Annotated in this window: 10 protein-coding genes; 9 read left to right on the top strand and 1 reads right to left on the bottom strand. The window is 69.5% G+C overall.

Translation table 11 applies throughout. From position 1 onward, the window contains the following. Window positions 1–260: 260 nt before the first annotated feature. The 3 genes from otsB (at window position 261) to IFT71_RS05420 (ending at window position 4242) form a co-directional block, all read left to right on the top strand. Complete coding sequence (otsB, locus tag IFT71_RS05430; RefSeq protein ID WP_192098943.1) at window positions 261–1019, top strand: trehalose-phosphatase; 759 nt, start codon at window positions 261–263, stop codon at window positions 1017–1019. A gap of 68 nt (window positions 1020–1087) precedes the next feature. Further along, entirely contained in the window at window positions 1088–2857 is a 1770-nt protein-coding gene (locus tag IFT71_RS05425; RefSeq protein ID WP_192140206.1) for a glycoside hydrolase family 15 protein, read from the top strand. Further along, window positions 2854–4242: an alpha,alpha-trehalose-phosphate synthase (UDP-forming) gene (locus IFT71_RS05420; protein ID WP_031394052.1), complete on the top strand. Its 1389-nt coding sequence runs from the start codon at window positions 2854–2856 to the stop codon at window positions 4240–4242. The genes IFT71_RS05425 and IFT71_RS05420 overlap by 4 nt, the downstream gene beginning before the upstream one ends. A gap of 207 nt (window positions 4243–4449) precedes the next feature. Here IFT71_RS05420 and IFT71_RS05415 read toward each other — a convergent pair whose 3' ends face one another. Further along, on the bottom strand, window positions 4450–5535 hold the full coding sequence (locus tag IFT71_RS05415) for a mechanosensitive ion channel family protein (RefSeq protein WP_192139566.1): 1086 nt from the start codon (window positions 5533–5535) through the stop codon (window positions 4450–4452). A gap of 261 nt (window positions 5536–5796) precedes the next feature. Between IFT71_RS05415 and IFT71_RS05410 the strand changes: the two genes are divergently transcribed. The 6 genes from IFT71_RS05410 to IFT71_RS05385 all read left to right on the top strand — a co-directional run bounded on the left by IFT71_RS05410 (window position 5797) and on the right by IFT71_RS05385 (window position 13528). Further along, on the top strand, window positions 5797–7455 hold the full coding sequence (locus tag IFT71_RS05410; RefSeq protein ID WP_192139565.1) for an MFS transporter: 1659 nt from the start codon (window positions 5797–5799) through the stop codon (window positions 7453–7455). Further along, a complete protein-coding gene (locus IFT71_RS05405) occupies window positions 7452–8648 on the top strand; it encodes an HlyD family secretion protein (RefSeq protein ID WP_192139563.1) in 1197 nt (398 codons plus the stop codon). Before IFT71_RS05410 ends, IFT71_RS05405 begins: the two co-directional genes overlap by 4 nt. A gap of 338 nt (window positions 8649–8986) precedes the next feature. Beyond that, the gene (locus IFT71_RS05400; protein ID WP_192140204.1) at window positions 8987–10342 is read left to right on the top strand and encodes an efflux transporter outer membrane subunit; all 1356 of its coding nucleotides are present in this window, start codon (window positions 8987–8989) and stop codon (window positions 10340–10342) included. Window positions 10343–10554: 212 nt separating this feature from the next. Next, entirely contained in the window at window positions 10555–11262 is a 708-nt protein-coding gene (locus IFT71_RS05395; RefSeq protein ID WP_192139561.1) for a phosphocholine cytidylyltransferase family protein, read from the top strand. After that, entirely contained in the window at window positions 11259–12365 is a 1107-nt protein-coding gene (locus IFT71_RS05390) for a hypothetical protein (protein ID WP_192139559.1), read from the top strand. The genes IFT71_RS05395 and IFT71_RS05390 overlap by 4 nt, the downstream gene beginning before the upstream one ends. A gap of 56 nt (window positions 12366–12421) precedes the next feature. Further along, window positions 12422–13528, top strand: coding sequence for a CDP-alcohol phosphatidyltransferase family protein (locus IFT71_RS05385; protein ID WP_446740752.1), 1107 nt, complete (start codon window positions 12422–12424; stop codon window positions 13526–13528). Window positions 13529–13600 lie beyond the last annotated feature (72 nt).

Below are 13600 nucleotides of genomic sequence, written 5' to 3'. Positions count from 1 at the left end.
CTGTGGGTGGGTGCGTGCGGCCGTGCGGCCATCCCTCTCCGCCGTCATCCTGACGAAAGTCAGGATCCAGGGTAACACAGGGTGACGCTCCTGGCTCTGGATCCTGACTTTCGTCAGGATGACGGAGAGGGTTGGGGTTGGTGACGGCCCCGAAGCATCGCCCCGAACCCCAACCCCTGCTATGAGCGGCAATCGAACCGCACCCGTTCCAATTTTGCAGTGCAGCGGAACGGAGCGTCACAGCCGGGGGTTAGACGACCATGCTTGCCGAACGCCAGCCTGCGACTGAAGTCCTCGCACCCCCGCCGCACGTCCGCGACGACGCCAGCCTGTTCTTCGATTTTGACGGCACCCTGGTCGATCTGGCCCCGACCCCCGATGCGGTGGTCGTCGATGCCGGCCTGCTCGACCAGCTCGACCGGCTCGCCCTGCGCTTCCCCGCACGCGTCGCGATCATCAGCGGGCGATCGATCGCGCAGCTCGACGCGATGCTCGGCCAGCATGCGCGCCGGTTCGCGGTCGCGGGCAGCCATGGCGCGGAACGCCGCACGCCCGAGGACGGCCATGTCGCCGCCGAACGCCCCGCCTCGCTCGAAACCGCCGCCGAGGCGCTGCGCGCCTATGCCGAGGCGAACGCGCTGGTCTATGAGGCGAAATCGCTCGGCGCGGGGCTGCATTACCGGATGGCGCCGGCGTTCGAGGCAGATGCGGTAAGCCTCGCCGAGGATCTTGCCCGCACGCACGGCCTGACGCTTCAGCGCGGCAAGATGATGGTCGAGCTGCGCACGCCCGGCGACAAGGGCGCGGCGCTGCGCGACTTGATCGCTGCACCCGCGCTGGTCGGCAGCCGCCCGTTCTTCTTCGGCGACGACGTCACCGACGAGGATGGTTTCGTCGCCGCACACGCTCTGGGCGGCGCCGGGATCCTGATCGGCCCCGAACGCCCTACCGCCGCCACCTACCGCCTCGACGATGTCGCGGCCCTTCGCGGCTGGATTGCCGCCATATTGGAATCATGATGACCGCTACCCCGCTCGCCGCCCGCCCGTCCGACACTGGCCTGTCCGACACCAACCCGACGCCGGACATGAACCTGTGGCCGATCGGCAATTGCCAGGTGTCCGCGCTGATCGACAGGACCGGCACGTTCGTCTGGGGCTGCGTGCCGCGGGTCGATGGCGACCCCGCCTTTTGCGCGCTGCTCGGTGGTGACGCCCCCGAGACGGGGCTGTGGGCGATCGAGCTCGAGGGCAGCGCGAAGACCACGCAGGCCTATATCCGCAACACCCCGATCCTGGTCACCCGGCACGAGGACGAGGCGGGCAACGCGGTCGAGGTCACCGATTTCTGCCCGCGCTTCGTGCGCGAGGGGCGGACCTATCGCCCGACCAGTTTCGTGCGGATCGTCAAGCCGGTCGCGGGCAGCCCGCGGATCCGCATCCGCCTGCGCGTCGCGACCAACTGGGGCCAGCCGACCACGCATACGCAGGGGTCGAACCATATCCGCTTCCTGATGGACGACCAAACGCTGCGGCTCACCACCGATGCGCCGGTCGGGCATATCGTCGGCGAGCGCTGGTTCCGGCTCGAACGGCCGATGCACCTGTTCCTGGGCCCCGACGAGAGTTTTGCCGGCGTGCTGCACGAGGCGGCCGAGGCGATGCTGACGCGGACCAAGGACGAATGGCGCCACTGGGTGCGCGGCCTGGCGACCCCGGTCGAATGGCAGGACGTCGTCATCCGCGCGGCGATCACGCTGAAATTGTGCCAGCACGAGGAGACCGGCGCGATCGTCGCCGCGCTCACCACCTCGATCCCCGAACATGCGGGGTCCGAGCGCAACTGGGATTACCGCTATTGCTGGATCCGCGACGCCTATTACACGGTGCAGGCGCTCAACCGCCTGGGGGCGCTCGACGTGCTCGAAGGGTATCTCGAATATCTGCGCAACATCGTCGATGCGTCGAAGGGCGGGCATGTCCAGCCGCTTTACGGCGTCGGTGGCGAGGCGACGCTGGTCGAGCGCGTCGCGCCTGCGCTGCCGGGCTATCGCGGCATGGGGCCGGTCCGCGTCGGCAACCAGGCGTATGAGCAGATCCAGCACGATGCGTACGGCCAGATCATCCTGTCCGACGTCCAGGCGTTCTTCGACCAGCGGCTGTTCCGCATGTCGAGCCACGAGGATTTCAAGAGCCTCGAACTCGTCGGCGACCGAGCCTGGGAAACCTATGACAAGCCCGATGCGGGGCTGTGGGAGTTGCGCACCAAGGCGCATGTCCACACCTATTCCGCGGCGATGTGCTGGGCGGCGTGCGACCGGCTCGCCAATGCAGCGGGCGTGCTCGGCCTCGAGGATCGCCGGACGTTCTGGAATGCGCGCGCGGACACGATCCGCAAGACGATCGAAACCTCGGCGTGGCGCGAGGAGACTCAGCGCATCTCCGCGACGTTCGGTGGCGACGATCTCGACGCGAGCCTGATCCAGCTGCTCGACCTGCGCTTCTTCGCGCCCGACGATCCGCGTTTCCAGTCGACGCTGAAGGTGGTCGAAGAGGGTCTGCGCCGCGGCAGCCACATGCTGCGCTATGCGACCGAGGATGATTTCGGCCTGCCGCATACCGCGTTCAACGTCTGCACCTTCTGGCTGATCGAGGCGCTGCACGCGACCGGCCGCACCGCGGATGCGTGCGCGCTGTTCGCCGAAATGGTCGCGCGGCGCACGCCCGCGGGGCTGCTGTCCGAGGATATCGACCCCAACACCGGCGAGCTGTGGGGCAATTATCCGCAAACCTATTCGCTGGTGGGGCTCATCAACTGCGCCGTCCTCCTCAGCAAACCCTGGAGCGCCGTCCGATGAGTCGCCTGGTCGTCATTTCGAATCGCGTGCAATCGGTCGATGCGCCGTCGGGCAATCAGGGTGGCCTCGCGGTCGCGCTACTCGCGGCGCTGCGCGAAAAGGGCGGGGTCTGGTTCGGCTGGTCGGGCGCGACCACCGAGACCTTTACCGGGCATATCAACTTCCAGCAGGGCAAGGGCGTCACCACCGCGACGATCGACCTGGAGGAACAGGATTTCGACGAATATTATAACGGCTATGCGAACCGGACCTTGTGGCCGCTGTTCCACTACCGGATCGACCTGACCGAGTTCGAGCGCGATTTCTCCAGCGGCTATGCGCGCGTGAACAAGCGCTTTGCCGAGACGGTGCTGCCGCTGATCGAGCCCGACGATCTCGTCTGGGTGCACGACTATCATCACGTGCCGCTGGGGCGCGAACTGCGCAAGCTCGGCGTCGAGAACAAGATCGGCTTCTTCCTCCACATCCCCTGGCCGCCGATGGCGATGCTGCTGTCGCTGCCGAGCCACCGCGCGCTGGTCGAATCGATGTTCGCGTACGACGTGGTCGGGTTCCAGACGCAGGACTGGCTCGACAGCTTCCTGCATTACGTCACCAGCCAGCTCGACGGCGTGGTCGGCGAGGATGGCTGGGTGACGGTCGGCGACCGGACGATCAAGGCGATCACCACGCCGATCGGGATCGAGACCGCGGATTTCGAGAAGTCCGCGAGCAGCGACACCGCGCGCCATGCCAAGGAGCGCATGTACATGTCGGCGACCGGGCGCAGCCTGATCGTCGGGGTCGACCGGCTCGATTATTCGAAGGGGCTGGCCGAGCGCTTCTCGGGCTATGAGCGGTTCCTGGCGTCGCATCCCGATCACCGCGGGCTGGTCTACATGCTCCAGATCGCGCCGCCCAGCCGTGAGAAGGTCGACACCTATCAGGAGATCCGCGCGAACCTCGATTCGATGTCGGGGCGGATCAACGGCGAATTTTCGGATATCGACTGGACGCCGATCCGCTACGTCAACCAGGGCTTCCCGCGCGACGTGCTCGCGGGGATCTACCGCGCGGCGCGGGTCGGGCTGGTGACGCCGCTTCGCGACGGCATGAACCTGGTCGCGAAGGAATATGTCGCGGCGCAGGATCCCGAGGATCCCGGCGTGCTGATCCTGTCGCAATTCGCGGGCGCGGCGGCGCAGCTGTCGGATGCGGTGCTGGTCAATCCGTACAGCCCGGAGGAGATGTCCGACGCGATCGCGCGCGCGCTGAAGATGCCGCTCGCGGAGCGCAAGGCGCGCTGGGAAAAGCTGATCGACAACGTCCGCAAGGAGGACGTGATGTGGTGGTGCGAGCTGTTCATCACCGCGCTCGAGGATGCGCCGGAGCATGTCGAGGCGTAACTAACTTCGTCATCCCCGCGCAGGCGGGGATCCAGACTGGCTACCCCCGCGAGTCCTCGTCATGGCCAGCCAATATGGATCCCCGCCTCCGCGGGGTTGACGGCTTGAGCGGGGATGACGGCTTGGGTTGGGATGGTGCCGAGCGGTGACGGGTTCTCCTCATAACCCGTCATCCTGACGAAACAGGTGGCGTGCGCCGCGCCCGTGTTACGACGCGGTGCCGCGCACCGGGTCCGGGGCCATCAGCAGGCGGCCGCGGGGCATCGCCTCGGGCATTTCTGCCGTAATATACGCCAGCATCGCCTCGCGGACGTCGCAGCGCAGGTCGAACGCGACCGAGGCGTTCTTGGCGGTCATCAGCGCGCGGAGTTCGACCGCGTCGGCCTTCATGTCGGTGACCTGCAGGTTGAAGAACCGGCCGTCCCAGCGCGGATTGGCCTTCACCACCTCGGCGAGCTTCTCGCGCAGGCGGGGCACGTCGGTCGACGGGTCGACATACCAGAAGACCGAGCCCATCAGCTGGCTGGTCTCGCGCGTCCAGTTCTGGAAGCTCTGTTCGAGGAACTTCGACACCGGCACGACGAGGCGGCGCTCGTCCCAGATCTTGATGACGACGAAGGTCAGGTTGATCTGCTCGACGCGGCCCCATTCGCCGTCGACGATCAGCACGTCGTCGAGCCGGATCGGCTCGGTGAACGCCATCTGTACGCCGGCGATCAGATTCTTGAGCGCGGGCTGGGCGGCGGCACCGACGACGAGGCCGGCGATACCCGCCGACGCCATCAGCGTGACGCCGATCGAGCGGATGCCGGGGACGCTGAGCAGCATCAGGCAGACGCTGATGAAGATGATGAAGAAGGTGCCGATCCGGCCGAGGATCGCCGCGCGGGTGCGCTTGCGCCGCGCGCGCAGATTGTCCTCGACGGTGATGTCCGAGCGGATCTCGATCACGTCCTGGAACGCGCGCAGCGCCGCGACCGCGAGCCAGCCGAGCAGAGCGGGGACGAGGAAGCCGAGGATCTGCTTCCACAATTCCTCGATATCGTCGTCCATCGGCAGGATCCGCGCGACGAACGCGACGCTGACCGCGACGAACACCGCGCGCAGCGGCCGGCGGACGCGTGCGAGGACGAGGCCGTCGGTCTTGGCGGTCGACCGCCGCTGCGCATGGCCGGCGATCCGCATCGTCAGCCAGTGCGCGACCAGCGCGAAGAGCACCGCCGCGGAGACCACGGCGACGCTTTCCAGCCAGACCCATTCGGGTGGTATGTGGAGCGATCTGAATATGCGCATGACAGCGCAACGGTGCGGGTGCTGGGATGTTCCGCTGCGGTGCAGCATGGGGGATCCGCTTTAGATGAGGAGCACCTCCCCGGCGGAGGCCGGGGCCCAGTTGGCAAGGTCGCAGTAATGGAGGGCGGCCCGTCGTTACCGCCGTCCCCCAACTGGGCCCCGGCCTTCGCCGGGGTGGTGTGCTTTTCTGACGCGGGTCGCTCGCAAACACCCGCGTTCCCGGATGACGCGCCCCCGTGATCATGCCACAAGACAGCGACCATGATCGCCCGGAGAATCAGACGCTTCCTGAGCGAGGAAGACTGGACGTTCGCACCGCACGAACTGCCCGTCCTCCCCGGCTCACCGGGCTCGCCCGCGCATCCGCGGCACCGCCAGATCGCCTATGCGCTGATCGGCATTTTGCTCGGGCTGACGGTCGGCTTTGGCAATGCGCTGATCAGTGCGAACACCTATACGCTGCAGGGTGCGCTCGGCCTCGATCCCGCCGAGATCGCGTGGCTGCCGACGGTCTATGTGATGACCAACGTCAGCATCAACCTGCTGATGATCAAGTTTCGCGCGCAGTTCGGGCTCAGGCCCTTCGCGCTGATCTTCCTCACGCTCTACGTGCTGGTGACGCTCGCGCATCTGTTCGTCCACGGCTTTGCCACCGCGATCGCGGTGCGGGCGATCAGCGGGATGGCGGGGGCCGCGCTGAGCAGCCTGTGCCTCTATTATGTGATGCAGTCGCTGCCCGCGAAATGGCGGCTGAAGGCAGTCGTGCTCGGCATTGGCATCCCGCAATGCGCGACGCCGCTCGCGCGGCTGTTCTCGCCCGACCTGCTCGCCATGTCGCAGTGGCGCACGCTGTATTTGTTCGAGCTCGGCCTCGCGCTGCTGTCGCTCGCTGCGGTCGCGGCGCTGCGCCTGCCGCCGACGACGCGGAGCAAGGCGTTCGAGCCGCTCGACTTCCTCACCTTCGTGCTGTTCGCAGGGTCGACCGCGCTGTTCGCCGCGGTGCTCGGGCTCGGGCGGATCCTGTGGTGGACCAATGCGCCGTGGATCGGCTGGGCGCTGATCGTCGCGATCCCGATGTTCGCCGCCGCGATCGTCGTCGAGCATCACCGCGTCAACCCGCTGCTCAACACCCGCTGGCTCGGCAGCGCGGACATATTGCGCTTCACCGTCGTCATCGTGATGGCGCGGATCGTGTTGTCCGAACAGACCTATGCCGCGGTCGGCCTGCTGACCGTGCTGGGGCAGAACAACGACCAGCTCATCCCGTTCTTCCTGATCATCTTCGTCGCCTCGGTCGCGGGCGTGATCGCGAGCGCGGTGACGCTCGACGTCGAGCGGCTCGGCCACCCGATCATGCTCGCGATCGGGCTGGTCGCGGTGGCGGCGTGGTTCGATTCCTATGCGACCAGCCTGACGCGCGCGCCGCAGATGTACGTGACGCAGGCGATCATCGGTTTCTCCGCGACCTTCTTCCTCGGCCCCGCATTGCTGTTCGGGATGACGCGCGCGCTGAAGGAGGGTGCGGGCCACATCATCAGCTTCATCGCGCTGTTCGGGATCATCAACTCACTTGGCGGGCTCGGCGGCACCGCGCTGCTGGGCAGCTATCAGGTGGTCCGCGAGAAGGCGAACAGCGCGGCGCTGGTCCAGCAGATCTCGCCGACCGACCCGATCGTCGCGCAGCGCATCGCCGCGGGCGGCGCCGCGGTCGGCCAGGTGATCGTCGACCCGACGCTGCGCAGCGCGGAGGGCGCGGCGATTCTGTCGCAGACCACGACGCGCGAAGCGAACGTGCTTGCCTATGCCGACGTCTTCCGCTTGGTCGCGATTCTCGCCGGAGGGACGTTCGGGTATCTCGTCTTCCTGATGGTGCGACGCCAACGACGCGAACGCCGTGCGCGACTTGAGAGGACGACATGACCGACGCCCGCAGCCCGGTGGCAGAAGGACCCGCGACGGAGGAGAAACAGGCGGAGACGGCTGCCGCCCCGACCGCCCCCGCCGCTACCGCCGCGCCTGCGCCCGCCGCGACGCCCGCCACCCCGGTCGGCTCGGGCTGGCGACCGCAGCCGCCGAGCCCGCGGGTCATCGGCGTCATCGTCCTGCTCGTGATCGCGGGCGTCTGCGCGGTGCTCGCGGCGTGGCGGCTGCCGCCGTTCGCGACCAGCTACCAGTCGACCGACAATGCCTATGTCCGCGGCCGCACCACGGTGATCAGCCCGCAGGTCAGCGGTTATGTGACGCAGGTGCTCGTCCGCGACTTCGCCGATGTGAAGGCGGGCGATCCGCTGGTGAAGATCGACGACCGCATCTATCGCCAGCGGATCGACCAGGCGCAGGCGCAGGTCGATGCGCAGGCGGCGACGCTGTCGAACAGCCTCCAGACCGCGCGCAGCCGCCAGGCGAGCCTCGCCGCGCAGGACGCCGCGGTCGCCAATGCCGCGGCGCAGCTGATGCGCGCGCAGGCGGACATGGCGCGCGTCAACGACCTCGTCACCGACGGCTCGGTCAGTCTGCGCGAACGCGACCAGACGCTCGCCGCGCTCCGCCAGGCGGAGGCGCAGGTTCAGCAGGCCAAGGCCGCGCGCGAGATCGCCCGCCAGGACATCCGCACCGTCGAGGTCGGGCGCGGCGGCCAGGAGGCGGGCGTCTCGGGCGCAGAGGCCGCGCGCCAGCTCGCGCGGATCGACCTTGCCAACACGGTGATCCGCGCGCCCGAGACGGGGCGGCTGAGCGAGGTCGGCGTCCGGCTCGGCCAATATGTGACCGCGGGGTCGCAGCTGATGTTCCTGGTGCCGCCCGAAACCTGGGTGATCGCGAATTTCAAGGAGGCGCAGACCGCGCGGATGGCGGTCGGCCAGCCCGCGTCGTTCACGGTCGACGGGCTCGCGAACGAACGGCTGACCGGGCGCGTCGAGCGGATCTCGCCCGCGGCGGGGTCCGAATTCGCGGTGCTGAAGGCGGACAATGCGACGGGCAACTTCACCAAGGTTCCGCAGCGCATCGCGGTCCGCATCCGCGTCGATCCGGGCCAGCCGCTGAGCGCGCGGTTGCGGCCGGGGATGTCGGTGCAGGCGCGGGTCGATACGGCCGGCGGGCCGGGGCCGCGGTGATGTTGCCCCGGTTCGACGCCCCCTGCTTTCCCGCGAAGGCGGGAGCCCAGACTGGGTTCCCGCCTTCGTGGGGAAACAATTTGGGGGAAGGTGCTGCGCCGACCCACGCCGCCACCCCGGCGGAGGCCGGGGCCCAGTTGGGGGGCGGCGATGACGAAGCACTGTCCGCCGTTACTGCGGCCTTCCCAACTGGGCCCCGGCCTTCGCCGGGGTGGTGGTTGACAGTGCGGGTGCGGCGCGGCGTGCCGGGGTGGTGGCTAACAGTGCGGACGTGGGGCGGCGTGCGGACGTGGCGCCGCAAACACGCATGGCGGACAGCCGCCGCCCTCCCCCTCGCGCTGCTCGCCACCGCGTGTATCGGCCCCCGCCCCGAGGCGCCCGCCGCGACCGCGGTTGCGCCGCCGCCCGCGTGGCGGACCGCGCTCGGGGCCGGCGCGCCGATCCGGGCGGACTGGTGGAGCGCGTTCGGGGATCCGGTGCTGACGAGCCTCGTCGCGCGGGCGCTTGCGAACAGCCCCGATCTGGGGGCGGCCGCCGCGCGGATCGACGAGGCGCGGGCCGCCGCGCGGCTGGCACGGGCGCAGCAGACGCCGCTGGTCAACGGATCCGCGCCCGGCACCACCGGGCAGACGGTCGGCGCGCTCGGCACGCCGATCGATGCGATCGGTGCGCAGCCCGCGGTCAGCATCAGCTATGATCTCGACCTGTTCGGCCGGCTGCGCCAGGCGAGCCGCGCGGCGCAGGCGCAGTTGCTCGCGAGCGAAGCGTCGCGCGACACCGTCCGCCTCGCGATCGCAAGCAGCGTCGCGACCGGCTACATCACGCTGCGTGCGCTCGACCAGCGGCTCGCCGTCGCGCGCCAGACGCTCGACGCGCGGGCCGAGGGGCTGCGCATCGCCCGCCGCCGCGCCGAGACCGGCTACACCTCGAACCTCGAGCTGCGCCAGGCCGAGGCGGAATATCACGCCACCGAACAGCTCGTCCCCGCCGCCGAACTGTCGATCAGCCGCCAGGAAAACGCGCTCAGCCTGCTGCTCGGCGATGTCCCCGGGCCGATCCCGCGCGGCCTGCCGCTCGACCGGCTCGCCGCGCCTGCGATCCCCGATGGGCTGCCCGCCGACCTGCTCCGCCGCCGGCCAGACCTGTATCAGGCGGAGCAGACCCTGGTCGCGACCGACCGCTCGCTGGACAGCGCGCGCGCGGCGATGCTGCCCAATCTCGCGCTCACCGGCTCGGCGGGCGTCGTGCTGTCGAGTGCGCTCGCCGATCCGATCGCGGTGTTCTCGATCGGTGCGAGCGTGCTCAGCCCGATCTTCGACGGCGGGCGGTTGGGCGCGCAGGCCGATGCCGCGACCGCACGCCGCGACCAGGCGGCGTTCGCCTATCGCCGCACCGCGCTCCAGGCGTTCCGCGAGGTCGACGACAGCCTTGCGGGCGTCCGCCGCTCGGGCGAACAGGCCAATGCCTTCGCCGCGCAGCGCGATGCGCTCGCGGGCGCGCTGCGCAACGCCTCGAACCGCTACCGCGCGGGCTATTCGGCCTATATCGACCAGCTCGATGCGCAGCGCGGGCTGCTGACCGCGGAGCTGTCGCTGGTCCAGGCGCGCGCAGACCGGCTGACGGCCTATGTGACGCTCTACCAGGCGATGGGCGGCGGCTGGTCGCGCGACGATGCGGCGATCGTGCAGCGCTGAGGGGCGTGCCCCCAGCGTTACGCAGGACACCGCCCGTAACCCTGGGCTCCCGCCTTCGCGGGAGAACAGTTTCTGCCACACCGGATCCGCCACCGTTCCCCCGCGCAGGCGGGGCCCCAGGATCAAGCAGGACGGCACGCGCGACTTTGCCCCGCGCATACACGGACGAAGCGCTGCATTTTCCTGCCACAGTTGATGCATAAGCGGGTGCCATGAAGGCCATCATCCTTGCCGCGGGCCACGGATCGCGGCTCCTGCCGCTGACGCTCAGCACGCCGAAATGCCTGGTGCAGGTCGGTGGGCGGGCGATCCTCGATTCGCAGCTCGACGCGGTCGCGGCGGCGGGGTTCGATGGCGCGGTGATCGTCGGCGGGTATCGTATCGACCAGATCGCCGCGCATCTGGCCGGGCGGTGCGGCGACCCGCCGACGACGTTGCTCTTCAACCCCTTCTGGTCGGTCGCCAACAGCATCGGCAGCGTCTGGGCGGCGCGCGCGCATCTGGGCGCCGCGTTCGCGCTGATGAACGGCGACACGCTGTTCGACGCCGCGATCCTGCAGGCGGCGCGCGCCGAGCCCGCGCCGGGCGTGACCCTGGTGGTCGAGCCGCTCCACGAACCCGGGCTCGACGACATGCTGGTCGAGGCGGAGGGCGAGCGGGTGATCGCGGTCGGCAAGCATCTGGTCGGGCATCAGGCGACCGACCGGTCGCTCGGGCTGATCCTGTCGGGCGGCGGCACCGCCTATGCCGACGCGCTGCGCGCGGTGATCGGCGAGGACGAGGGGATCCATGCCTATCACCACGCGGTCGTCCGCCGCGTGGCCGAAGGGGCAGGCGTCCGCGCGCTGCGGATCCCCGCCGGCGCGCGCTGGCAGGAGATCGACCGGCCCGAGGACATTGCGCATTGGCAGGCGTCATGACCCGCAAGGTCGCGTTCCTGTTCCTCGGCGAGACGCTGCTGATCCCGCATCTCTATCCGATTGTCGAGGCGCTCGCCGCCGCCGAGCCGACACTGCCGATCGAGCTGTGGGTCAGCACCTCGGTGCACGAGGCGCTGCTTGCACGCTGGAGCACGGGGCTTGGGCAGGTCACGATCCGCCGCGCACCGGGGTTTCGCGCGCTGCCCGACCATGCGGAGGGCGACAACCCGCCGCTGCCGCCCAAGCTGCCGACGCTGTTCCGCCTCCTGCCGCATCTGCTGCGCACGCCGGTGGTGGTGTGCGCCGAACAGACCAGCCTGTGGCTGCCCGCGACGCTGCCGCTGCGGACGCGGTTCATCGACACGTTCCACGGTGCGGGGTCGATGATGGCGCGCGGTCACTGGCGGCGGCGCGCGGGCTGGCGCACCTTGGTCGCGGCCGAGCGCGACCGGCAGGCGCTGATAAACGGCGGCGACGCGCCCGAGCGGATCGTCACCACCGGCTATGTGAAGGCCGCGTTCCGCCAGCGCACCGCCGCCGCGCGGCTGTTCGCCGATCCGCGGCCGGTGATCCTCTACACCCCGCACTGGCAGGCGCACCGTTCGTCCTGGTGGCGCTGGGGGCCCGAGGTGGTCGAACGCATTCTCGCCGATGGCCGCTACAACCTGATCTTCGCGCCGCACCAGCGGCTGGTCGAGCGCGCGCCCGAGCTGCGCGGCTTCGTCGCCGGGCTCGCCGGCCGCGCGGGCGTGCATGCCGATCTCGACAGCTTCGCGATGGTCGATGGCAGCTACACCGCCGCCGCCGACCTGTATCTCGGCGACACGTCGAGCCAGGTGGTCGAATATATGATGCGCCCGCGGCCGTGCGTGTTCCTGAACGCGCTGGGCGCCGACTGGGTGGACGATCCCTCCTATGCGATGTGGGGCGCAGGCGCGGTGGTCGATAGCCTCGACGCGCTGATCGCCGCGATCGACGCAGCGCCCGCCCTGCATCCCGGATATCGGGATTTCCAGACGCGGTTCGTCGAGACCGCGCTCGGCGACGTGGCGGGCGGCGCACCCGCGCGCGCGGCGCAGGCGGTGCTCGCCGCGCTGCGCTGAACCAGCCCGGGCTCGCAATCCGCGCGCAATCGGCTATCGGGCAGCGGATGCAAGACATGCCAGCACTCGTGCCCCTGGGCGACAATCCGACCCTGCTCTGGGGGATGCGCAATGACGAGCGGCTGCGTCGGATCGGCGTGGCGCAGGGCTTTGCCGGAAGCGACGCGGCGGACGGCCCCGCGATCCTCGCCAACATGGCGTTCGCGTTCGACCCGGTCTGGACCGCGCATCTGAAGACGCGCCCCGGCACCGTGATGACGCGCGCGGGCGTTCCCGTGCTGGCGCATGTCCGGACCGCCGAGGAGCGCGCGCGGGTCGCCGCGGCGATGCACGCGGACGCAACCCTCGACGCCGCGAGCGGGCTGACGCTCATCGCCGCCGAGTCGGACGAGGGGATCCTCAACGAGGCGCTGCGCAAGCGCGAAAAGCCGTTTGCCGAGCGGCTCGTCCCCGCCGCGGTCCCCGCGATCGAGCGGGCGAGCTATGTCGGCGCGTACAAGGGCGTCACCGACCTGCTGACCAAATATCTCTGGCCCGAATGGGCGCTGGCGATCACCCGGGTCTGCGCGCGCGCGGGGATCACGCCGAACCAGGTCACCGCGATGGGATCGGTGCTGTGCATCGTCGCGACGATCGCCTTCTGGTATGGCTGGTTCTGGACCGGGCTCGCCACCGGCCTCGTCTTCATGGTGCTCGACACCGTCGACGGAAAGCTTGCGCGCTGCACGATCACCGCGTCGAAGCTCGGCAATGCGTGGGATCACGGCGTCGATCTGGTCCATCCGCCCTTCTGGTGGTGGGCCTGGGCCGCGGGCTGCGCGCCGTACGGCCGGCCGCTCGACGATGCGACCTTCTGGGCGGTGATCGGCACGATGCTGTTCGGCTATGTCGCGCAGCGGCTGATCGAGGGGGCGTTCATCGTCCGGTTCGGGATGCACATCCATGTCTGGGAACGCTTCGACAGCTGGTTCCGTCTGATCACCGCGCGGCGCAACCCGAACATGGTGATCCTGTTCGCGGGGCTGGTCGTGACCCGGCCCGACTGGGGGATCATCGGCGTGGCGGCGTGGACCGCGATCTCGCTGGTCGTCCATCTCGTCCGGCTGTTCCAGGCGATGGCACGGCGCGCGAAGGGCGGCGCGATCACGAGCTGGCTCGCCTGATCGCGTCGGATCGGGCGGTTCGGCGGGCGGTCTTGCGGCCGCGACTTGCCGCACCGCACCGCGCGCTTTAGG

It is taken from the genome of Sphingomonas sp. CFBP 13733 (assembly GCF_014841795.1).
Taxonomy (GTDB): Bacteria; Pseudomonadota; Alphaproteobacteria; order Sphingomonadales; family Sphingomonadaceae; genus Sphingomonas; species Sphingomonas aerolata.
Note: the sequence above shows the minus strand (reverse complement) of the source record. Positions and strands in the feature narration are given on the sequence as shown.